Origin of the sequence: Kosakonia sp. H7A, assembly GCF_003028445.1 — a bacterium.
GTDB lineage: Bacteria > Pseudomonadota > Gammaproteobacteria > Enterobacterales > Enterobacteriaceae > Kosakonia > Kosakonia radicincitans.
Window position 1 is genome coordinate 261,212 of the sequence record NZ_PYTZ01000004.1, and the last position, 20,482, is coordinate 281,693.

The window sequence follows — 20,482 nt, forward strand, 5'->3', positions numbered from 1 at the left end:
TGAAATCACATCACTCACCAGGGCAGCTATGTCGATCATCCGCGATATTCAACAAACGTTCCGCCGTCTGCCCGGCGTCGAGTTGCGCAGCACCTGGCGCAGCCAGCAGGCTTATAAACGCCACAGCCATCCGCAACTGTCGATTGGCGCGATACTCGATGGACAAACCCGCTGCGTCTGCCATCAGCAAGAATACCTGCTACAGGCGGGCGATCTGATGGTTATTCCGGCCTTAACGCCGCACAGCTGTAATCCGCTTGTCGGGCAACCACGCAGCTACCATATGCTGTATCTGACGCAGGAAGCTCGCCCTCAGCCCGCATTACAGGTGATCCGCAACCCACGGCTTTTCCACCAGTATCTGCAAATTGTGGCGCTTATTGAGCATGAGAAAGCGCGGGAGTTACCGGCGGCCATCGCTCATCTGCTGAATGCGCTGCCCGCCAACGGCAATCATCCTTCCGCGCTGCGTCCACTGAGCCAGCAATTGCAGGCCGCGTTAACCGATAATCTGCAATCGCCACCGACGCTGGATGCGCTGGCGTACGGCTTTTCGCTGCGCAAAGAGACGCTGATCCGCGCTTTTAAGCAGGACACCGGCCTGACGCCCGGCAGCTTTCTGAATATCGCCCGCGTGGAGTTTGCCAAAAGCCGCCTGCGCGCCGGGGAAACGCTGGCCGACGTCAGTTACCAGAGCGGTTTTGCCGATCAGAGCCACTTTCACCGTACCTTTGTGAACTACACCGCCGCCACACCGCGCCAGTACGCCCGATCAATATCCGACAATAAATAGCGCTCCCTCTGCGCTACGGTGGCCTCTGTTTTTTCCTGTTGAGGTCACTATGGAATCGCTATTTCCCTCTGCTTTTCCCGCACTGGCGCTGGCGCATTTTGTTGCGCTGCTTAGCCCAGGTCCAGATTTCTTCCTGCTGATCGGCTTTGCCATTCGTTACCGCCTGCGCGGCAGCGCCGGGTTATGCGTCGGCATCGCCACCGGCAATGCGCTCTATATTGTGCTGGTGATTATGGGTGCCAGCGCCCTGCGTCAATTCGCGCCGCTGTTCACCGCCATCGAACTGCTCGGTGCGCTCTATTTGCTGTGGATTGGCACCCATTTGCTGCGTAGCCGCCCGCAAACGCTGGCCATGAAACACACGCAGCAGCAGCGCCCGTCGTTGCGAAAACAGTGCCTGCTCGGGCTCGGTTCCGCTTTGCTGAACCCGAAAAATGCGCTGTTTTATCTTGCGCTGATGACCGCACTGCTGGGGCCGGAGGTGACGCTGCTTCAGCAATCGGCAAGCGGCATCTGGATGGTGCTGGTGGTGCTGTTGTGGGATCTGGCGCTGGTCACGCTGATTGGCCTGCCCGCCGTGCAACAACGCCTGAGCCGCAGCATCTGCTGGATAGAACGCAGCGCTGGCGCAGTACTGATTGTGTTTGGGGTGTGGATCCTTGCTGGATTACTGCGGGATCTGCTTGCGATTTAACCTTTTGCATGAATCTGTCGTTGGGTTATATGCTTAAGTCATGGAAAAATTAGCCGAACTTAAGCGCGCCAAGCGTCTGGCGCTCTCGCTGTTGCTGGTTGCAGCCGCAACGTTTATCACTACGCTGTTCCTGCCGCCAGGGTTCTGGGTGAGCGGGATCAAAGCCATTGCTGAAGCGGCAATGGTAGGCGCGCTGGCGGACTGGTTTGCCGTGGTGGCGCTGTTTCATCGCGTACCGTTGCCGTTCATTTCCCGCCATACGGCGATCATCCCGCGCAATAAAGATCGAATCGGCGACAACCTTGGCCAGTTCGTGCAGGAGAAGTTTCTCGATACGCAGTCGCTGGTGGCACTGATCCAGCGCCACCAACCAGCGCAGATGATCGGCGTCTGGTTTAGCCAACCGGAAAACGCGCAGCGCGTCGGCCAGCATCTGTTGCAGGTCATGAGCGGTTTTCTGGAAATGGCCGATGACTCCCGCATTCAGCGCCTGCTGCGCCGCGCGGTGCATAAAGCTATCGATAAAGTCGATCTGACCGAAACCAGCGCCATCATGCTGGAGAGCCTGACGCGCAACAATCGCCACCAGAAACTGCTCGACACCTTAATCGCCCAGCTTATCGCCCTGCTGCAGCGGCAGAGCACCCGCACCTTTATTGCCCGCCAGGTTGTGCACTGGCTGGAGACCGATCACCCGATGAAAGCAAAGCTGCTGCCAACGGAATGGCTCGGCGAGCAGAGCGCGGATCTGGTCTCCGAGGCGGTGAATTCTCTGCTGGATGATATTAACGAAGACCGCGCGCATCAGATCCGCCAGGCTTTTGATCGCGCAACCATCAAGCTGATCGCCAATCTGAAAACCGATCCGGAAATCGCCGAGCGCGCAGACAACATCAAAGAATATCTGAAGAATGACGAAGCCTTTAATCGCTATGTCGGCGAGATGTGGGCGGATCTGCGCGGCTGGATGAAAGCGGATATGCAGTCCACTGATTCGCGCATGAAAAAGCGCATCAGCGATGCCGGGCTGTGGTTCGGCGAAACACTGCTGGCAGACGGCGCGCTGCGCGCCTCGCTGAATGAGCATCTGGAGCAGGCGGCATATCGCGTCGCGCCTGATTTTGCCGCTTTTTTAACGCGCCATATCAGCGACACGGTAAAAAGCTGGGACGCGCGGGACATGTCGCGCCAGGTGGAACTGAACATTGGCAAGGATCTGCAATTTATCCGCATCAACGGCACGCTGGTCGGCGGCTGCATTGGCCTGATCCTTTATCTGCTGTCACAGTTGCCCACGCTGCTGCACTTTTCTCCTTTTTGAGCCGTCGCGATCAACAAAACCACATATTTATCGCGGCTATAATGCGGCATCTTTTTATCATCTCCCGTGTCACGGGGAAGGAAAATCATGTCGCTTATCACCGCACTCCCGGATGTTTTCGAGCAATTCTCCGCCGCCCGCCAGAAAGGCTTTCTCACCGTGATGGATCTGAAAGAACAGGGCATTCCGCTGGTCGGCACCTACTGCACGTTTATGCCGCAAGAGATCGCCATGGCGGCCGGAGCGGTGGTGGTTTCGCTCTGTTCCACCAACGATGAAACCATCGAAGAAGCCGAAAAAGATCTGCCGCGCAACCTCTGCCCGTTAATCAAAAGCAGCTATGGCTTCGGTAAAACCGACAAATGTCCCTACTTCTACTTTTCCGATCTGGTAGTCGGCGAAACCACCTGCGACGGCAAGAAAAAAATGTACGAGTACATGGCCGAATTTAAAGCCGTACACGTGATGCAACTGCCGAACAGCGCTGCGGATGCGGCCTCCCGCGCGCTATGGAAAGCGGAAATTTTGCGGTTACAGCAGGTTATCGAACAACGTTTTGGTCAGCCAATTAGCGAGGCCGCGCTGCGCGAGGCCATCGCGCTGAAAAACCGCGAACGCCAGGCGCTGGCGAACTTCTATCGCGTCGGGCAGCTTAATCCTCCTGCGCTTAGCGGCGTCGATATTTTGAAAGTGGTCTACGGCGCGACCTTCCGCTTCGATAAAGAGGCACTGATTAGCGAACTGAACGCGATGGCTGAACAGGTCAGAGCGGACTGGCAGGCCGGAAAACGCCTCGATGCCCGCCCGCGCATTTTGATCACCGGCTGCCCGATTGGCGGCGCGGCGGAAAAAGTAGTACGCGCCATTGAAGAGAACGGCGGCTGGGTGGTTGGTTACGAAAACTGCACCGGGGCGAAAGCGACCGAACGCTGCGTTGACGAGAGCGGCGATGTCTATGATGCATTGACCGACAAATACCTGGCGATTGGCTGCTCATGCATCTCCCCCAACGACGAACGGCTGAAGCTACTCAGCCAGATGGTGGACGAGTACCAGGCCGATGGCGTGATCGATGTGATTTTGCAGGCCTGCCACACTTATGCGGTCGAATCGCTGGCGATCAAACGTCACGTACGCCAGCAGCACAACATTCCTTATATGGCGATTGAGACGGATTACTCGACATCCGACATCGGGCAGCTCAGCACCCGCGTCGCCGCGTTTATTGAGATGCTGTAAGGAGCTGTTGTGGCACTGACCATAGGCATTGATTCCGGTTCGACCACCACGAAAGGCATTCTGCTGGAGGACGACAGCATTGTGCGGCGCTTTCTCTGCCCGACCTCGTTTCGCCCTGCTGATTCGATTATCGAGGCCTGGGAAACATTGCGTGCCGGTATGGCGGAAAAACCTTTTTTGACGCTGACCGGTTACGGCCGGCAACTGGTGGGTTTCGCCGACAAGCAGGTTACCGAGATCTCCTGTCACGGCCTCGGTGCGCGGCTGCTGCGATCGGATACCCGCACCGTTATCGATATCGGCGGCCAGGACAGCAAAGTAATCGCCCTCGATGAGAACGGAAATCTCACCGATTTTCTGATGAATGATAAATGCGCCGCCGGTACTGGCCGTTTTCTGGACGTTATCTCGCGTACGCTGGGCACCCAGGTGGAGCAACTGGATGCCATTACCGATGGCGTGGAGCCGCATCCACTCACCAGCATGTGTACGGTGTTTGCCGAATCGGAAGTGATCAGCCTGCGCTCGGCGGGCATCGCGCCGGAAGCGATCCTCGCCGGGGTAATCAACGCCATGGCACGGCGCAGCGCGCATTTTGTCGCGCGTCTCTCCACGCAAGGCCCGCTGCTGTTTACCGGCGGCGTCAGCCACTGCGCCAGCTTCCGCCGCATGCTGGCCGGGCACCTGAACAGCGAGGTGTTTACCCATGATGATGCGCAGTATGCGGGCGCGCTCGGCGCCGCGCTGATAGGTCAGCGGCAGGGAAAACGGTGATGAACGAATATCTGCTGCTGTTTCACAATACGCCCGGCGTGCTGCAAACCCGCAAAGCGATGCAGGCCGCAGGCATGACATTTCGGGTGCAGGATATTCCCCGCCAGTTACGCGGCGGATGTGGGTTGTGCATCCGTTTTCACTGCCAGCCCGGCGAGGAAAATCAGTGGATCATCCCCGGCGTGACGCAGGCGGTTTATCGCTGCGAAGGCGAGAGTTTCACGCCGGTGGTGTAATTCGCCGGGTGTCGGCTTTGCCTTATCCGGCAAATCCCGGCCTTACTGCTCCTCAATCACAAACCGTGTTGCTTCGAAACGGTTCAAAATAAGGTGCACCAGCCAGACCATGGTTAAGGTCGCCACCAGCGACACGGTGACGGACACGATGCGGTAGAGATCGCTGAACACCAGGTCCGTATCCGGATGGAGGTTTTGACCAAACATAATGCCAATGGTGGTGACGCTGGCGAACCCCACGCCTGCGCCGACTTTTTCCATCACATGCAACCGGGCGCTGAACGCCAGACCCAGCCCAATCAGCGGCATCATCAGCAGCATATGGCTACTGTGGTTATAAAGGATCAGTTGGACCAGCAGAATATAGAGGCAGGAGATCACCACGCCCACCACGCGCCACAGCGAACTGAGCACCGAACCGCGATAATGCATCGGGAACAGGATCAAGATGCCCGCCATCAGCGCCGACAGCGAATCGCTTAAGTCGCTGATCTGAAAAACAACAAAAATGATTGTCGCCACGGTGCCGGAAAGCAGCGATTCATGGCGCACGCGGGCAGCGTTTTTCTCAATCAACGGCGGACGCGTGCGCGGTTCCACATCCGGGATCAGGTAATTCATTAGCGCACTCAGCGCCACCGCCATCACGCTGGCTTCAATATTGGAAAACAGCAGCGTGTGCCAGTCGCTGGTGGGATAACTCATAAAGTTGAGCATCGTGCTCTGGCACACCACGCCCGCCGAACCGAACAGAAACAGCGCGCCTTTGCTCATAAAGCGAAAACGCATCACGTACAGCCCGAAAACCACCTGCGTCATAATCACCGGCCAGCGCGACAGATAGCCGATGATGAACACCATTTCGATGCAATTCAGCACCGCGCTAAAGATAAATTGCTTTGCGACGTGGCGGTTAAACACCGGTACCAGCGATAACAACATGACCGGATAGACCACGTAAAACACGCCATATTGCGTGTTGTAAAAACTCGACACGCTCAGGGCGATCATCCCGGCGAAGACAATACGCAGCGTCTGCCGAAAATCATTCGGCGTATAAACGATATTGCCATGGGGCGTAAATACGCGCGCCAGTGTGTTAATAGACATAGTGCAGCAAACTTACCAGGCGGATTTGCAGGCCGGAGAAGAAGCGGGCAAAGACCCCTTCACTGTTGTAGAGCTGCACCGTTGCGCGCGCGCCGGTCGGCAACGGCTTCGGCAATGGCTCATCGAGTGCGACGTGGATCCGCATCCGCTGCGCATCACGCACCCAACGGTTCGACGTTTCCGGCGCGGAAAGCTCGCCATTTACCGCTTCCTGACCCGCCAGAATCCCCGCGTCGTTGCTGGTCACATGCGCTTTAAACACGTGCCCCGGCAGAGCATCGAAAACCACTGCGGCATCGGTTCCGGTATGGGTATGACGCAAGCTCTTCTCGCGGAAATCCGCCACGATATCGGTTTTATCATGCACCAGCGCCAGCGAAGCGCTACCGGCAGCGGCGTAAAAACCGGGGCTTAATTGCAGGTTACTGACGGTACCATCAACTTCCGCGCGCACCTGCGTCCAGCCGAGGTTCAGCTGCGCCTGCTGTAGCGCGTTGCGATATTTTTGTAGCGTCACGTTGCGCGCGTCATCGCGGTCGCCGCGCTCAATGGTTAACGCATTGATGCTGGCATTGATGTTATTTACCGACTGCACGCTGGTCTGCCAGGTGGTGCGGGCTTTATCCAGATCGGACTGCGAAACATTGTGCATCGCGCCGAGATTCTGGTAGCGCTCAAAGGTGACGCGATCGTTTTGCGCGGTGATCTGCGCGGTCTTCAGGCTGGCCTGCGTAGCAACGATTTGCGCATCCAGTTGCTGGTTGCTGAGGCGCGCCTGTTCCAGCGCAATTTCCGCCGCTTCGACCTGGTTTTTAAACGGCGTCGGATCCAGTTCAAACAGCAGATCGCCTTTTTTTACCTGGCTATTGTTCTGCACGTGAACCTTTGCGACATAGCCGGAAACGCGCGCGGAAACCGGCGTCACTACGCGCATGACAGTAGAGTCCGGCGTCAGCGGGATCCAGATATCGGCAACGATAAAATAGACAAACATCAGCAGGAAAGAGGCAATACTCACCCTTACCCAGTGGGCAAATTTTTGTTCTGGCGTCATCATTTTCTTATTCGGTTTTATTGTCTTCTTCGCGCATCACGCGCAAGTTACAGGCGATTTGATTCAGGGTGTCGCTAAAAGCGTGCATCTGCGCTGGCGGGATATTTTCCGCCGCCCGCTCCTGGCACGCTTCAATCACCCGCGTGATCTTCTCCAGCAGGCGTTGGCCCTCAGCGGTGAGCGTCAGCAGACGAATGCGTTTGTCGTACGGCGATGTCGTACGCACAATCAGCCCCTGGTTTTCCAGTTGCGTCAGGGTGCGCATCAGCGGCGGTAATTCAATGCCGTGCACTTCCGCCAGTTCGCTGACCGAAACGTTGTCCCCCAACTGGCGCAACTGCATCAGTACCGTCCAGCTCGCCTGGGTGATACCGGTATCGCTCAGCGCGTGATCGATGGTCGCGCGCCACTGACGCACCACCATCGCCATACGCATTCCCAGCGGTCGGCGGGCAAACAGCTCATCTTCGGTCATAGGAGTTCCCCTGATTCACAGGCAGGGAAAGATAATGGTTATCAAGGTAAGTATCAAGAAACGGGAGGGCAAACAGCATGGATTGTGAAAAGCAGGCACCGAACGGCTTCAGTCAAAAAATACCATTCCCTTGTAAGGTTTCTCGCGGCAGGCCGCCAGCCGCTGGGCAAGGTTACCGACGTGCGCTTCGAGTTTGTGCCCGTCCGGATCGAGAAAATACCAGGAGTCGCCTTCGCTTTTATTGGCTTTCCAGCTTACAACGCCAGACTGTTCGAGGCGCGCAACAAAACCGGTGAAATCGCTTTCGCTAATGCTAAAGGCGTAATGGGTGTAATCGCTGCGCTGCGGCGGAACATATTCACGCTGCGCATCCACCGACAAACACAACCACAGTTCGCCGCAGGTAAGGTAAGCGCCGTTGTCCCAGCGCGCATGCAGTTTCAGCCCGAGCAGCTGATGGTAAAAATCGACGCTGCGGGCAAGATCGCTGACTGCGAGTGTTAAATGGTTGGGACCCTGCAACATGGTCTGTTTCCCCCGAAAACGTTCAAACATTAAATGCCGGAGCCATTCTTTCCTGCTCAGCACGTGAAATATTCATAGATTCAGCGATCTCACGCCATTTGCGGACGCTGGATGTGACCTCTTCCATCACTTCTTTGGCTTGCGCGAACGTGAGCCGGAAAAAATCAATCACCGACATTGCCAGTTCATAATCCAGTTGATTATCGACATCACTGATATTCAGATGTAACCCCTGCGCATCCGGCACAGGATTGATATCGTAAGCGGGAGAAAGAATCCAGCCACCATTCTGGAAAATAAAGCCATGATTTCGTAGATGATCGTCATTATTCGACACTGCAATATTAAAAACGATTCGTCGCCACAGTTGAGACAAGTCCTCGCGGCTGCGCGAGCCACGTTCAGTCAGGAACTGCGCCAGTTCAAGGTATGAAGCTTCGTAATCGCCATCGTAATAACCGAGTTGCGTCATGGCGGATGTAAAATGCAGCCGGGTATCAGGCGTGCGATCAAAGCGTTTCGTTAAAAAGGTATGATGCTCACGCTCAAAGCGTTCGATGCGACATTCCGCCATTTCGATTCCCGCATTCCGTGCCAGTTGTGAAGTTAAAAACTCCCACGCTGCAATATCATAGTCATCATAACGACTGGGGAATTTTGCAATCCACAGTTGGTTTTTCTCATCACGTACGCTGGCTTTAGGCCGCGCGCCGCCTAAAGATGAACCAGGCGACATCAACATATTGAGCCATTGCAGGTATTCAGCATCGTCACGATCGTCATTACTTTCGATTTGCTTCGCTGCCCACGCTAACTCTCTCAGCGAGGCCATCGGCGGTGCGGCGAGCCGGTCGTTATCATCGAGGAAGGGACCTGTAAGAGCACGTTTAAAACGTAGAGCCCCCTGACGGTGAAAATCATGCACTCCCAATAAGAAATCAATTTCTCCCAGCAACCTGGGGCGACGCGCTTCCTGCCGGGCAAGAATCGCCTCCCGCCTTTTCATCAATACCCGCCCCCAGCGATCCGGGCATGAATCAAGAAACACTCTAAAGTTTCGCGATACAGCGCTATGTTGTTCACCGGAATAAAGCTCAAGATCGGGATCGACTTTCTGCACGAAGGGCGAAAGCAGCCACGCATCATCATAGCGAAAACTAAAATGCTCGCTATTACGTACCACTTCCGAACGCAGTGTGCCAACCAGCCCTGGCTCTGCAAAGTCCTGCCAGTCTGCAAAAACAAAAACGTCTGTCGCCATCAATGTGCTTCTCCTTTCTTCCTTAAAAGTTCAATATCCTGCAACTTGCGCCCCAACTCATCATCCTTTGCCACATCAAGAAAATCTTCGACCAGTCCAAGAACAGCAAGCACGGCCACATAGTGCCCAAGTGACACGCCAGGATCGCCCTGTTGGATTTTGCGGATAGTTATGCGGCTTAACCCCGTGCGTTCAGAGAGCATGGTTTGGGTGAGTTTTCTGCGCTTGCAGGCAAGCGTGATGTTTTCACCTAACTGCCGGAGAATCTTTTGGTTACGGGGAAAGACAACCGCACTACGTTTTTCAGCTGATGGCATGGAAACTATACTTACCGTAATAATGAGTTTTGGTAAGTATAGTATCCAATAAATGATCAGGGGAGAATAAATGATGAACACTACACTTACCAAAAAGCGTGATTTTGATAAGTGCAGTGTCCATATATCTACTTACTGCGCCTCTTTCACCTCGGTGACGAACTCTGGCAGATCCCAGGTGCCGCCCGCGCGGATATAACGGCACATGCCGGTGCTGGATTCACTGCTTTTACGGAAGGCTTCGCCATCCCACACCCACTCCGCAGAAGCCCAGCAATCGCCGATACCGCGACCGCGCTGCCCCAGCGAGATGATGCCGTCGGCATAATCGGACGCCGAGTTGGTGATAAATTGCGGGTTGCCTTTCAAGGCCTTATCCAGCACCCAGTAGCCGTAACCTTCGTTGTACGCGCCGCGCCAGCAAAGGGCGGAGATCAGGACATGCTTACGGTCGAGCGGCGTTAGCGTAACGTCATTGTCGCCATCAATGACCGGTTCTTGCGGTGATGCAAGACCTTCACACTCATTATTGTTAGGGAGCGCCGCCAGCAGGCGCGGCTTCAGCGTGTTGACTTCGGCTACGGTCAGCGCGCGGTCTTCGCCGCTTTCTACTTTTGCCGCCTGAATAACCGGCGCAGCCACCGCGGGCGTCACCGTGCTTTCGGCTTTATCGCCTTTTTGACTGAGCGCGCCCGGCGTGCCGACCCGTCCCTGCACATCATCAAATTTCAGCAGCACGGCATACGCGCCATCGCCGGAGAGCACAAAGGGTTTTGCTGCGCCTTTGAATTCCACTTTGCCGCTGCCTTTCACTGCGTCAATCAGGCTGTGCGCCTGCGCGTCCGATAAGCGCCAGGTATCATTATCTTCAGTGGCGATTTCGCCCTGCGACTTACCGTCGATCCACAGCGAGAGCGCCGCCTGCGGCGCGGTTTCATCCGCGTCCATCTCGGCCAGCACCACATCCACGGTAACCGGCGTGTCCGGCCCGGCTTTACGGGTGATCAGTACCGATCCGCTGGCTTCCTCTTCCGCGCTGTAACCCGCTGCGCGGCAGGTAAGCGTGTTGTCGCACACCACTTCCCAGTCTTTATGATCAAACGAGATGCCCGACTGCTCCGCCAGCGCGGGCGCACTCAGCGTCGCTGCCATCACCAGCGCCGCCCTGATACCACTGTTCATGCCATCACTCCGTAATGAGAAATGCCGACAGTGTGCAGAAATTATCGATTGGGGAGAAGTCTATTTTGGCGGGATAAAGCGAAATGAGGCGAGAAACATTTCCCGCCCCAATAGATCAATCGAGGTTAAGGTCGCTGTAGGATTTCACCACACGGGAAACGATGCCGTAATCGATCGCCTCTTTGATGTTCATCCAGTAGTTACGATCGGTATCCTGCTTCACTTTTTCGACCGGCTGACCGGTTGCATCGGCGATCAGCTGGTTAACGCGTTCCAGCATGCGAATGATCTCTTTGGCTTCAATCTCAATATCGCTCGCCTGACCACGCACGCCGCCCAGCGGCTGATGGATCATAAAACGGGTGTTCGGCAGCGCGTAGCGGTGCTCTTTTTTCGCCGCAAGGAAGATGGTGATCCCGGCGCTGGCCACCCAGCCGGTGCCGATAATGTGCACTTCCGGAGTGATGAACTTAATCATGTCGTGAATGGTATCGGCCGCTTCGACGTGACCGCCCTGGCTGTTGAGATAGATCTTGATCGGCGCGTCGCTGATGCCCTGCAACAGCAGAAGCTGGGTGACCACTTTCTCGGTCAGCGCCTGGTTGATCTCGCCAGAGATAATGATGGAGCGGGCATCCAGCAGCTTTTGCTGCATCAATTGTGAAGCGTTGCCGCCCTTCTCTTCTTTTTTATCGTCTTCATCGTTGCTGTTAATAAAGTGCATCTGTTCTCTCCCCTTCAGGTTATGGAGCTAAGCATAGCCCAACGCTGAAGAGGCGGAAATAACAAGATGTTATCTCCGCATTTTCTATCATTAACCCAGCTCTTCACGACGCAACCCGAGGTCTTTAAGCTGTTCGTCGCTTAACGCGCGCAAAATCTTGCGCGTTTGCCAGCGTAAGCGCAGAGCCTGAAACTTGCGCCAGAGAAAAATAAACCCGCTAAAAGGGCCTTTGTGTCGATTTTCAAAAAATTCCATCGGTGCTCTCCTCGCCTGAACAGAGCCCCATTTTCTCCGTAATCCCGCCTTGCAATACAGATTCAGAAAATACTTTTCTTTAACATACAGATCGCTTAAAACAGCATCTGAACGGCATTATTTCCGCGAATCTGTACTGGTTTTTAAATCTGTATGGCAAAGAAAAGGAATACAGCATGACCCGCTACCAACATCTGGCTACCCTGCTGGCCGGGCGTATTGAACAAGGTTTATATCGCCATGGCGAGAAGTTGCCCTCGGTGCGCAGCCTCAGCCAGGAGCATGGCGTCAGTATCAGTACCGTACAGCAGGCTTATCAGGTGCTGGAAAATCTGCAGCTAATTACCCCGCAGCCGCGTTCCGGCTATTTTGTCGCGCCAAGCAAAGCGAAGCCACCCGTCCCGGCGATGTCGCGCCCGGTTCAGCGCCCGGTGGATGTTACGCAGTGGGACGAAGTGCTGACTCTGCTGGAAGGCCGCGAAGACAAAACACTCGCCACCTTCGGCGGCGGCGCGCCGGATATCACCCAACCGACACTTAAACCGCTGTGGCGGGAAATGCAGCGCGTGGTGCAACATCAAATCCAGGACGTGCTGCGTTACGATACGTTGCCTGGCCGCCGCGAATTACGCGAGCAGATCGCCCGCCTGATGCTGGATGGTGGTGCGGCCATCACCGCTGATGAAATCGTGATCGCCAGCGGTTGCCACCCCGCGCTGTCGCTAGCGCTGCTGGCCGTCTGCCAGCCGGGCGATATTATCGCTGTTGAATCGCCTTCCTATTACGGCACCATGCAATTGCTGCGCGGGCTGGATATTAAAGCCATTGAAATTCCGACCGATCCGGAAACCGGCATCAGCATCGAAGCGCTGGAATTAGCGCTGGAACAGTGGCCGATTAAAGGCGTGATTCTGGTACCGAACTGTAATAACCCGCTCGGTTTTATCATGCCGGAAGCGCGCAAAAAGGCGGTGCTGGCGCTGGCGCAACGTCACGACATTGTGATTTTTGAAGATGATATTTATGGCGAGCTGGCGGCAGTTTACCCGCGCCCTTGCACCATCAAATCGCTGGATATCGATGGCCGCGTGCTGCTGTGCAGCTCCTTCACCAAAACCGTAGCGCCGGGTTTGCGGGTGGGCTGGATTGCGCCAGGACGTTATCTCGACCGGGTATTGCACAAAAAATATGCTGCTATCGGCACCAACACGCCCGGCCCACAACTGGCGATGGCGGCGTTTATCCGCGATGGTCACTATCACCGCCATGTGCGCCGCATGCGTCAGATTTACCAGCAGCATCTGGAAACGTACACCTGCTGGGTGCGCCAGTATTTTCCCTGCGGGATCTGCGTGACGCGCCCGCAGGGCGGCTATCTGCTGTGGATCGAACTGCCGGAAACTGTGGATATGGTTTGCGTTTCCCGCATGCTTTGCCGTCTGAAAATCCAGATTGCGCCCGGTTCGCTGTTCTCCGCTTCCGGCAAGTACCGAAACTGCCTGCGGCTGAACTGCGCCTTGCCGCTCACCGATGCAAACCGTGAAGTGATCAAACAGTTAGGAGAAGCGATTCACACCGCGCTGGAGGAGTGAGGAATTTTGGCAAAAAAAATGCCCCAAAACGTACGGAGCGAGCTCCGACCGGGGCGTAAAGGTGGATGATAAAAAGTAATATGTTACTGCGCTAAAAAGCGCTGAATCTTCTGGCTTATCGCCTTGTTAAGCTGGCAAACCCGAGCTTCCGTCAGGCCAAGGAGCTGGGCTATCTCTTTCTGGCTCATTTCATGCTGGTAGTAGAGCGCAAAAATCTTCTGCTCGCGCCCGTCGAGGCTTGCTATCGCGCCGCGTAATGTCCGGCTGAGCACCTCTTCATCTTCCAGCTGGCGGCTATCCAGCGCGGCCGGAGTCGCTTCACTGGCAGGCAGTGCATCAAGGCTCTCCACTTCGCTGGCCGTGTCGAGCAGACGATACTGTTGATACTCTTCTGCACTTAAGGCAAAGCGCGCATTCAGTTCGCCAAACCCTGGTGTATGGCCCAGCTCGCGCTCCATTTCACGAATAGCATCGTTGAGTTTGTGCGTCTTTTGCCGCAGACGACGAGGACGCCAGTCCTGTTGACGTAATTCATCCAGTACGGCGCCACGAATACGCTGCGCAGCATAACCTGAAAAGTGCGTATCCGGATGCCCATAACGTCGTAAAGAGGAAAGCAATCCCATCAGGGCAACTTGCTGCATATCGTCTTTGCCCATGACGCTATTTCGCTGCCAGGCCAATTGTTTGACCACTTTATTCACCAGCGGCAAGTAAGTGCTGATATAGCGCGCTTCATCACGCGGCGTCAGGTTTTCTGAAATTGTCAAACTCATTGTTTATGCTAGAAAATGTTATGTAAGTTTTATTTGAACATGTCTTCTAAAATATAAAATGGCAAAATAAACACGGTGAAATAAGAATAAATTGCATATGCCAGCAACGTAATGAAATACATCTTAATAATGACACCCGCTGAACTGGTAATTAAAACAATACACCAGTATCTTTATTTTTAATTACCCGAAAAACGACAATTTCTGATTTTGAATATTTCAGAATGGTAAAAGATACTCAATATATTCCGGCGTTGATTATCTGCGTTAATTAATAACAATTGTTCAACATCAATATGAATGAAAAATAACAACCAACCGCTAAGCAGTGCGACTTGCACAAAATGAGCAGCGTCACACTCTTGCCACTCATCCGGCACAAGAATAAATTATTCTTATTTTTACTATAAGGAATAATATATTATTCCTTACAGCACGCCGTCACCGCAGCGTAACGGCCAACCCTTCCCGTAAACGTGGAGCGAGACATGAACATTGATCTATCCAGACTGACCACCGAAGGCCGCAATACCGCCAGTGAAAACATCGACATGCTCGATACCGAAGCGATGCTGCGCGTGATCAATAACGAAGACCAGAAAGTGGCGCTGGCGGTGGAAAAAGTGATCCCGGCTATCGCGCAGGCGGTGGATGTGATTGTCGCCGCGTTTAAACAGGGCGGTCGTTTAATCTATTGCGGCGCGGGCACTTCCGGGCGTCTTGGCATCCTCGATGCCAGCGAATGTCCCCCGACGTACGGAACGCCGCGCGAGCAGGTTGTCGGCCTGATTGCTGGCGGTCATCGTGCCATTTTGCAGGCAGTGGAAAACGCCGAAGACAGCCTGACGCTGGGCGTTGACGACCTGAAATCGCTCAATTTCACCGCGTGCGATGTGCTGGTCGGCATCGCCGCCAGCGGACGCACACCGTATGTGATTGCCGCTATGAAATACGCACAAAGCCTGAAAGCGACGACCGTGGCGCTCACCTGTAACGAAAACAGCGAAATGGCGCGCATCGCCGATATTGCGATTGTGCCGGTGGTTGGCCCGGAAGTGGTGACCGGCTCCTCGCGCATGAAAGCGGGCACCGCGCAAAAACTGGTGCTCAATATGCTGACCACCGGCGCAATGATCCGCAGCGGCAAAGTCTATGGCAATTTGATGGTGGATGTGGAAGCCACCAACCTGAAGCTGGTGCAGCGTCAGATAAACATTGTGATGGAAGCCACCGGCTGCACCCGCGACATCGCCGAACAGGCGCTGCAGGCCTGCGGCGGGCGCTGCAAAACCGCCATCGTGATGGTGCTGGGCCAGCTCAGCGCTGAACAGGCCACGCATTTGTTAGCCGATAACGGCGGCTTTATTCGCAAGGCGCTGGTTGATGCGGGGATCAAGTAATGGCCAAAATCAGTGAACATCTGATCGCGACAATTATCGAAAAGGTCGGTGGTAAGGAGAATATCAATACCTGCGGCAACTGTATGACGCGCCTGCGCCTGACGCTCCGCGACGATTCACGGGTGGAGACGGAGAGCCTGAAAGCCCTGCCCGGCGTACTGGGCGTGGTGAACAGCGACGATCAGTTGCAGATCATCATTGGCCCTGGCAAAGCGCAAACCGCAGCGGAAATGCTGAATGCAATGATCGGCGGCCACGCCGCGCCCGTAGAAGCCGCGTCGCTGAAGAGCATTGCCAGCGACACCAAACAGCAAATGAAAGCGAAGCAGACCAGCGGCGTGCATCAGTTTCTGGCGAAGTTCGCCACCATCTTTACGCCGCTGATTCCCGGTTTTATCGCCGCCGGGATGCTGCTGGGCTTTGCCACCTTAATTGAGCAAAGCCTGCTGCTCAACGCGGCAGAAAAGAACACAGCAGTGGCGCACCTCGTCGGCTATATGAAGGTTTTTGGTAAAGGCCTGTTCACCTTCCTGCCGATTCTGATTGGCTACAACGCGCAAAAAGCCTTTGGCGGCAGCGGCGTTAACGGCGCCATTATCGCCGCGCTGTTCGTGCTGGGTTATGACCCGAAAGCCACGGTCGGTTATTTCTCCGGTATCGATAACTTCTTCGGCATGGGAATTGATCCGCGCGGCAACATTATCGGCGTACTGCTCGCCGCGATCCTTGGCGCGTGGATCGAACGCCAGATCCGCAAAGTGGTGCCGGATAACCTCGACATGATCCTCACTTCGCTGCTGACGCTGCTTATCACCGGCGCACTGGCGTTTGTGGTGATTATGCCGATTGGCGGCGAGCTGTTTAAAGGCATGTCGTGGCTGTTCCTACACCTCAACGGCAACCCGTTTGGCTGCGCGGTGCTGGCGGGCCTGTTCCTTATCGCCGTGGTGTTTGGCGTTCATCAGGGGTTTATTCCGGTTTACTTCGCACTGATGGATGCGCAGGGTTTCAACTCGCTATTCCCCATTCTGGCGATGGCAGGCGGCGGTCAGGTGGGCGCGGCGCTGGCGCTCTATTTCCGCTCGGCGCCGCATTCGGTGCTGCGTAACCAGGTGCGCGGGGCGATCATTCCCGGTCTGCTGGGCGTTGGCGAGCCGCTGATTTACGCGGTGACCTTACCGCGCGTGAAGCCTTTCGCCACCGCCTGTATCGGCGGCGCGTGCGGGGGATTTTTTATTGGCACCGTCGCGTGGCTGGGTTTGCCGGTCGGCCTGAATACGGTGTTTGGTCCTTCCGGGCTGGTGGCGCTCCCGTTGATGACCTCCGGCCAGGGCATTTACGCCGGGATGGCGGTTTACGCGGCAGGCGTCGTCATCGCCTATCTGTGCGGTTTTATTGCCACCTGGCTCTTTGGTCATAAAAACGTGGATCTCAGCTAATCACCTGCAACCACCCGGCGCACTGCCGGGTGGCGTATTGCATCAGAATGCCCAGGAAACGCTGCCTACAACGCTGCGCTCCGCACCAAAATAGCAGTAAGAGAGCGAGTTACAGGCGGCTACGTAGCGTTTGTCAGTCAGGTTATTGACGTTCAACTGCGCGCTCATCCCCTTCAGGCCAACATTTCCCAGATCGTAGCCGACGGCCAGATCCACCAGCGTATAGGACGGCAGCGTATGGGTGTTCTGGCGATCGGAGGTAATGCCATTCACATAACGCACGCCGGAACCTACCGTCAGCCCGTTGAACAGCCCCGTTTTCACGTCATAGCTGAGCCAGGCGCTGGCCTGATTGCGCGGCGCATACACCGCACGTTTTCCCTGCTCTTCCGCGCTGCTTTTCTTGTAGCGAATATCGTTGTAGGTGTAGGCGGCCTGCAAACGCAGGTTGTCCGTCAACTGACCGACCGCTTCCAGCTCCACCCCTTCCGATTCGATTTCACCAATTGAACGGTACGGATCGGTCGGTTCCACTTTGGTGGCGATATTTTTCTGGTTGATGCGATAGACCGAGGCGCTGTACATCGTCTGTGAACCTTCCGGCTGGAATTTCAGCCCCGCTTCCCACTGCTTGCCTTTCATCGGCTGCAAAATTTTGCCGTATTCATCGGTAAAACTGGTCGGCGTGAAGGCGGTTGAGTAGCTGACGTACGGCGCAAACCCGTTGTCGAACAGGTACATCAGCGCCGCGCGGCTGCTGAAGTGATCCTGATCCAGCGTATCGCGGGTATCGTTAATCTTGTTGACGTTGGTGATCTTCACCTGATCGTGGCGGCCGCCGAGCGTCAGCCGCCAGCGATCGAACGACATCTGATCCTGCAAGTAGATCCCGGTCTGCTCCAGTTTGTGTTTTTCCCGGCTGTAGACCGAAATTGACAGCGGATCGGCGCCGTAAACCGGGTTAAATGCATCAATCGCCGGGAAGCTGCCATACGAAGCGGTGACATTATTGCTGCGACGCTGATAATCGACGCCGAACAGCAGACGGTGGTTAATAATGCCGGTATCAACGCTGCCATCAATCTGGTTATCCAGCGTGATCGCCGACAGCGATTCGTCGGAACCGGAATAGCCGCGGTTCAGTTCCGTATCATTCAGCCAGCCTGCGGCATACACCTGGTTGAGATTCACTTTGGTGTGCAGGTAGCGCAGCTTCTGGCGGACCGACCAGCCGCTGTCAAAAGCGTGCTCGATGTTATAACCGACCATATTTTCCCGGCGGTCATACTTATCGTAATCATCTTCCCCTTCAAAGAAGGTATTGGAGATTTTTCTGCCTGCATGCGGGGTTACCGTGCCTTCATACGGCAAACCGGAGTGACTACCGCCTTCAGGATCGCGATGCAGATAGGCCATCAGTTCAAGGCGGGTTTGATCGGTGATACGCCACGTCAGGCTCGGTGCAATGGCATAACGCTGCTCTTTTAAATGGTCGAATTGCGAATCCGCATAGCGGGTCATGCCGGTTAAACGTACCGCTACGCGGTCGTTATCGTCTACCGGCCCCGTAACATCAAATGCCGCGCCGCGCTGGTTGTTATTACCCGCGAACAGTTTCACTTCGCCGCCAGGATCAAACGACGGTTTGCGCGAGTTCAGCGCGACAATCCCGCCCGGCGAGGAGCGGCCATACAGTACCGAAGCCGGGCCGCGCACCACTTCCACGCTGTCGAGGAACCAGGGATCGATAACCAGCGAGCTGTGCGAGTTGGTGTCGCCCATCAGTTTCAGGCCATCGAGGTAGACGTTATCCAGGCTGCCGTCGGAGAAACCGCGCAGCACGATGTAATCAAAACGGTTCGATGCGCCGATCTGGTTGCTGTACACGCCCGGCGTGTAACTCACCGCCTGGCGTACGCTGGTTGCGCCCTGCTCTTCATACTGCTGGCGCGTGACAATCGATACTGCCTGCGGCGTTTCGATATCCGGCGTCTCCAGCTTGGTGGCGCCGCTTTGCATTTGTGAGGTGACCACCACAGTATCGTGGGTGGTTGAGGTTTCCTGTGCCAGAACCGATACGTTCATCCCGCCGGTAATACCAATCATTAGCGCCAGTCGCGTTTTTGCGAACATGAAAATCTCCAGAAGCCGTTATTATTGTAAATAAGAATTATTACCCTTTTGGCTTCCGCGATAGCTATGCGCAATGACGATTCACCTATGCGCAGTGACAAAACGCACGCAAAAAAGTCGCCATGATCTATGGCAGGAAATCAGGCGAGACGCATTTCGCTCGGCGCCACGCCGTAGCGGCGACGAAATGCGGTAGAGAAATTCGTGGCATGCTGGTAGCCCGACATCCAGGCCGCCTGCTGTACGCTATACCCCTGCGCCAGATAGCGCCGCGCCAGTTCAAGGCGGCAATCGCGCAGGTAATCAAACACGGAAAGGCCATAAGCCTGGCGGAACTTCACCCGCAAACTGCTGGAACTCATTGCCGCCAGTTGGGCTAATGCGGTGAGGGTGTACTCTTTTTCCGGCTGCTGTTCCAGCAAACGGCGCACGGTTTCCAGCCGGTGCTGCTCGCCGCCAGGCGCGGAACTGCGTTTTTCGCTGCCAGGCAAGGGTTGCGACAGCGCATGCCCGAGCAGTTGCAACATCACGCCTTCAAGGATCAACTGGCGCGATAAACCCGGTTGCTGGTTCTGCTGCGTGTGTTGCAGCCCGGAAAGCAAAAATGCCGGAACGGACCATAAAAAGGTCGGCGCGCCGTGCGCTTCCCACTGCTGCAGGAGCGCCATCAGCAGCGGCGATTGCCGGCAGCGCAGCGGATCAACGCCCATCGACAGCGTACGCAAGTGGTTATCCGCCTGATGGCTGGCGTTCATCACCTGTTGTTCGCTCAGGCGCGAGGTAAACGCCATGCCCGCGCGCACGGTAAACGCTTTGCCGTTCAGGCGCAGCTGCACGCAACCTTCCAGCACCACCAGCATATAGAGCGGGCAGCTGTGCAGCGATGTGGTTTCATAGGGTTGAAGGACGCGAATATCCGAGCGGGTAAGATTCAGGCCGGAGGAGAGTGTCATCTCTTCGACTTCCCCCTGAATCACCATGCGCTTCTCTTTGTGAAACGATCGGCCGGACGCCAGCGCCGGGAAACGGTAATCAATCCCGTAGCGCTCGCCAAAACCGATAAAGTCGTCAATCGAAAAGTCTCTTTTTTGCATAGCCAACAGCCGCCGCGAACCCGTGCCCGACGCCGGGCGAAACGGCTTACACCTTATCATCCGGCCTGGTGTGCATCAATAATATTGA

Annotated in this window: 21 protein-coding genes; 9 read left to right on the plus strand and 12 right to left on the minus strand. The window is 55.6% G+C overall.

All coding sequences use genetic code 11. The features are described from left to right. The first annotated feature begins 28 nt into the window (after positions 1-28). The 6 genes from CWM66_RS16365 to CWM66_RS16390 all read left to right on the plus strand — a co-directional run bounded on the left by CWM66_RS16365 (position 29) and on the right by CWM66_RS16390 (position 5,057). Positions 29-793 carry an AraC family transcriptional regulator gene (locus CWM66_RS16365; protein WP_107146901.1) on the plus strand — a complete coding sequence of 255 codons (765 nt, stop codon included), beginning with the start codon at positions 29-31 and terminating at the stop codon, positions 791-793. A gap of 49 nt (positions 794-842) precedes the next feature. After that, on the plus strand, positions 843-1,487 hold the full coding sequence (locus CWM66_RS16370) for a LysE family translocator (RefSeq protein ID WP_071920174.1): 645 nt from the start codon (positions 843-845) through the stop codon (positions 1,485-1,487). Between the two features lie 40 nt (positions 1,488-1,527). Next, a complete protein-coding gene (locus tag CWM66_RS16375) occupies positions 1,528-2,808 on the plus strand; it encodes a DUF445 domain-containing protein (RefSeq protein ID WP_007372999.1) in 1,281 nt (426 codons plus the stop codon). Positions 2,809-2,895: 87 nt separating this feature from the next. Next, the gene (locus CWM66_RS16380; RefSeq protein ID WP_035886588.1) at positions 2,896-4,047 is read left to right on the plus strand and encodes a double-cubane-cluster-containing anaerobic reductase; all 1,152 of its coding nucleotides are present in this window, start codon (positions 2,896-2,898) and stop codon (positions 4,045-4,047) included. 9 nt (positions 4,048-4,056) lie between these two features. Beyond that, positions 4,057-4,821 (plus strand): putative 2-hydroxyacyl-CoA dehydratase activator YjiL, encoded by a 765-nt coding sequence (gene yjiL, locus CWM66_RS16385; RefSeq protein ID WP_107146902.1) that lies wholly within the window; start codon positions 4,057-4,059, stop codon positions 4,819-4,821. Continuing rightward, entirely contained in the window at positions 4,821-5,057 is a 237-nt protein-coding gene (locus CWM66_RS16390; protein WP_007372996.1) for a DUF3343 domain-containing protein, read from the plus strand. Before yjiL ends, CWM66_RS16390 begins: the two co-directional genes overlap by 1 nt. Before the next feature lie 42 nt (positions 5,058-5,099). Here CWM66_RS16390 and CWM66_RS16395 read toward each other — a convergent pair whose 3' ends face one another. From CWM66_RS16395 to CWM66_RS16435, 9 genes are all read right to left on the minus strand, one after another. Continuing rightward, positions 5,100-6,167: a DUF2955 domain-containing protein gene (locus CWM66_RS16395; protein ID WP_107146903.1), complete on the minus strand. Its 1,068-nt coding sequence runs from the start codon at positions 6,165-6,167 to the stop codon at positions 5,100-5,102. Continuing rightward, entirely contained in the window at positions 6,157-7,224 is a 1,068-nt protein-coding gene (locus tag CWM66_RS16400) for an HlyD family secretion protein (protein WP_107146904.1), read from the minus strand. The genes CWM66_RS16395 and CWM66_RS16400 overlap by 11 nt, the downstream gene beginning before the upstream one ends. 4 nt (positions 7,225-7,228) lie before the next feature. Continuing rightward, on the minus strand, positions 7,229-7,696 hold the full coding sequence (locus tag CWM66_RS16405) for a MarR family winged helix-turn-helix transcriptional regulator (protein WP_007372993.1): 468 nt from the start codon (positions 7,694-7,696) through the stop codon (positions 7,229-7,231). 108 nt (positions 7,697-7,804) lie between these two features. Beyond that, positions 7,805-8,221, minus strand: coding sequence for a FosA family fosfomycin resistance glutathione transferase (locus CWM66_RS16410; RefSeq protein WP_035886670.1), 417 nt, complete (start codon positions 8,219-8,221; stop codon positions 7,805-7,807). Between the two features lie 22 nt (positions 8,222-8,243). Beyond that, positions 8,244-9,485: a type II toxin-antitoxin system HipA family toxin gene (locus CWM66_RS16415; RefSeq protein WP_369878902.1), complete on the minus strand. Its 1,242-nt coding sequence runs from the start codon at positions 9,483-9,485 to the stop codon at positions 8,244-8,246. Further along, positions 9,482-9,799: a helix-turn-helix domain-containing protein gene (locus CWM66_RS16420; RefSeq protein WP_187775369.1), complete on the minus strand. Its 318-nt coding sequence runs from the start codon at positions 9,797-9,799 to the stop codon at positions 9,482-9,484. Before CWM66_RS16420 ends, CWM66_RS16415 begins: the two co-directional genes overlap by 4 nt. Positions 9,800-9,931: 132 nt before the next feature. Further along, a complete protein-coding gene (locus tag CWM66_RS16425; protein WP_107146905.1) occupies positions 9,932-10,981 on the minus strand; it encodes a DUF1176 domain-containing protein in 1,050 nt (349 codons plus the stop codon). A 115-nt stretch (positions 10,982-11,096) separates the two neighbouring features. Then, positions 11,097-11,705: an ATP-dependent Clp protease proteolytic subunit gene (locus CWM66_RS16430; RefSeq protein ID WP_007372988.1), complete on the minus strand. Its 609-nt coding sequence runs from the start codon at positions 11,703-11,705 to the stop codon at positions 11,097-11,099. Positions 11,706-11,795: 90 nt separating this feature from the next. Then, on the minus strand, positions 11,796-11,960 hold the full coding sequence (locus tag CWM66_RS16435; protein WP_071920170.1) for a DUF1127 domain-containing protein: 165 nt from the start codon (positions 11,958-11,960) through the stop codon (positions 11,796-11,798). A 176-nt stretch (positions 11,961-12,136) separates the two neighbouring features. Between CWM66_RS16435 and CWM66_RS16440 the strand changes: the two genes are divergently transcribed. Then, positions 12,137-13,552: a PLP-dependent aminotransferase family protein gene (locus tag CWM66_RS16440; RefSeq protein ID WP_007372986.1), complete on the plus strand. Its 1,416-nt coding sequence runs from the start codon at positions 12,137-12,139 to the stop codon at positions 13,550-13,552. Positions 13,553-13,635: 83 nt separating this feature from the next. Here the strand turns inward: CWM66_RS16440 and CWM66_RS16445 are convergent, their stop codons facing one another. Further along, complete coding sequence (locus tag CWM66_RS16445) at positions 13,636-14,328, minus strand: FliA/WhiG family RNA polymerase sigma factor (RefSeq protein ID WP_072440642.1); 693 nt, start codon at positions 14,326-14,328, stop codon at positions 13,636-13,638. A gap of 488 nt (positions 14,329-14,816) precedes the next feature. On the opposite strand from CWM66_RS16445, the gene murQ reads away from it, so the two are divergent. Together murQ and murP are read left to right on the plus strand one after the other, a co-directional pair. Then, positions 14,817-15,728 carry an N-acetylmuramic acid 6-phosphate etherase gene (murQ, locus tag CWM66_RS16450; RefSeq protein WP_107146906.1) on the plus strand — a complete coding sequence of 304 codons (912 nt, stop codon included), beginning with the start codon at positions 14,817-14,819 and terminating at the stop codon, positions 15,726-15,728. Next, positions 15,728-17,167 carry a PTS N-acetylmuramic acid transporter subunit IIBC gene (murP, locus tag CWM66_RS16455; RefSeq protein WP_107146907.1) on the plus strand — a complete coding sequence of 480 codons (1,440 nt, stop codon included), beginning with the start codon at positions 15,728-15,730 and terminating at the stop codon, positions 17,165-17,167. The genes murQ and murP overlap by 1 nt, the downstream gene beginning before the upstream one ends. 42 nt (positions 17,168-17,209) lie before the next feature. On the opposite strand, the gene foxA is transcribed toward murP, so the two are convergent. Together foxA and CWM66_RS16465 are read right to left on the minus strand one after the other, a co-directional pair. Beyond that, positions 17,210-19,300 (minus strand): ferrioxamine B receptor FoxA, encoded by a 2,091-nt coding sequence (gene foxA, locus CWM66_RS16460; protein WP_107146908.1) that lies wholly within the window; start codon positions 19,298-19,300, stop codon positions 17,210-17,212. A 140-nt stretch (positions 19,301-19,440) separates the two neighbouring features. Next, the gene (locus CWM66_RS16465) at positions 19,441-20,394 is read right to left on the minus strand and encodes a helix-turn-helix transcriptional regulator (RefSeq protein ID WP_007372980.1); all 954 of its coding nucleotides are present in this window, start codon (positions 20,392-20,394) and stop codon (positions 19,441-19,443) included. Positions 20,395-20,482 lie beyond the last annotated feature (88 nt).

Coding starts and splice junctions, on each gene's coding strand:
- CWM66_RS16365 (WP_107146901.1), top strand. CDS start 29: ATGTCGATCATCCGCGATATTCAACAAACGTTCCGCCGTCTGCCCGGC.
- CWM66_RS16435 (WP_071920170.1), bottom strand. CDS start 11,960: ATGGAATTTTTTGAAAATCGACACAAAGGCCCTTTTAGCGGGTTTATT.
- CWM66_RS16400 (WP_107146904.1), bottom strand. CDS start 7,224: ATGATGACGCCAGAACAAAAATTTGCCCACTGGGTAAGGGTGAGTATT.
- CWM66_RS16390 (WP_007372996.1), top strand. CDS start 4,821: ATGAACGAATATCTGCTGCTGTTTCACAATACGCCCGGCGTGCTGCAA.
- CWM66_RS16465 (WP_007372980.1), bottom strand. CDS start 20,394: ATGCAAAAAAGAGACTTTTCGATTGACGACTTTATCGGTTTTGGCGAG.
- CWM66_RS16375 (WP_007372999.1), top strand. CDS start 1,528: ATGGAAAAATTAGCCGAACTTAAGCGCGCCAAGCGTCTGGCGCTCTCG.
- CWM66_RS16405 (WP_007372993.1), bottom strand. CDS start 7,696: ATGACCGAAGATGAGCTGTTTGCCCGCCGACCGCTGGGAATGCGTATG.
- CWM66_RS16380 (WP_035886588.1), top strand. CDS start 2,896: ATGTCGCTTATCACCGCACTCCCGGATGTTTTCGAGCAATTCTCCGCC.
- CWM66_RS16370 (WP_071920174.1), top strand. CDS start 843: ATGGAATCGCTATTTCCCTCTGCTTTTCCCGCACTGGCGCTGGCGCAT.
- CWM66_RS16425 (WP_107146905.1), bottom strand. CDS start 10,981: ATGAACAGTGGTATCAGGGCGGCGCTGGTGATGGCAGCGACGCTGAGT.
- CWM66_RS16445 (WP_072440642.1), bottom strand. CDS start 14,328: ATGAGTTTGACAATTTCAGAAAACCTGACGCCGCGTGATGAAGCGCGC.
- CWM66_RS16430 (WP_007372988.1), bottom strand. CDS start 11,705: ATGCACTTTATTAACAGCAACGATGAAGACGATAAAAAAGAAGAGAAG.
- murP (WP_107146907.1), top strand. CDS start 15,728: ATGGCCAAAATCAGTGAACATCTGATCGCGACAATTATCGAAAAGGTC.
- CWM66_RS16440 (WP_007372986.1), top strand. CDS start 12,137: ATGACCCGCTACCAACATCTGGCTACCCTGCTGGCCGGGCGTATTGAA.
- CWM66_RS16420 (WP_187775369.1), bottom strand. CDS start 9,799: ATGCCATCAGCTGAAAAACGTAGTGCGGTTGTCTTTCCCCGTAACCAA.
- foxA (WP_107146908.1), bottom strand. CDS start 19,300: ATGTTCGCAAAAACGCGACTGGCGCTAATGATTGGTATTACCGGCGGG.
- murQ (WP_107146906.1), top strand. CDS start 14,817: ATGAACATTGATCTATCCAGACTGACCACCGAAGGCCGCAATACCGCC.
- CWM66_RS16410 (WP_035886670.1), bottom strand. CDS start 8,221: ATGTTGCAGGGTCCCAACCATTTAACACTCGCAGTCAGCGATCTTGCC.
- CWM66_RS16395 (WP_107146903.1), bottom strand. CDS start 6,167: ATGTCTATTAACACACTGGCGCGCGTATTTACGCCCCATGGCAATATC.